Annotated in this window: 1 pseudogene; it reads right to left on the minus strand. The window is 59.5% G+C overall.

Annotated elements, in window-relative coordinates:
- A pseudogene (locus tag FQZ95_RS20175) lies at positions 1 to 440 on the minus strand (S49 family peptidase); the annotation flags it as partial.

Raw genomic sequence — 440 nt, forward strand, 5'->3', positions numbered from 1 at the left:
TCACTGCGCGCCTGTGCACTCTGTGGTGCAGCTGCCAGAATGCGGCGGGCCGTTTCCACGGTCATACCGGGGGTTTCGGCCAGCACGCGTGCCTGTTCTTCGCGTCCGTGAGCCTCCACACAGTTGAGGATCCCCATAATGCGACTGTTTTCTGCCGCAACCGCTGCGGTGATCTGCGCGTTCACGTCCGGCTGTGCAGCGCTGGCGTTCTCGCCCTCCGTCGCTTGCACCACGCCAGTAACGTCAGCCTGCGAAGCAGTGGCTGAAACAGTTGTTGATTGAGTCTCTTTGGTCATTCGCCCTCCTGAGAGACGGGATTTACGTGCATCCAGTGCATCACGCATGACGGTGATCGCATCGGTACTGTTAACAAGTTCATCAGCCAGTCCGGCATCAATGGCCTCCTGACCGCTGTACACTGCAGCCTCGGTATCCAGCAC

The sequence above is a fragment of the Escherichia sp. HH41S genome (assembly GCF_009820115.1).
Lineage (GTDB): Bacteria > Pseudomonadota > Gammaproteobacteria > Enterobacterales > Enterobacteriaceae > Escherichia > Escherichia coli_F.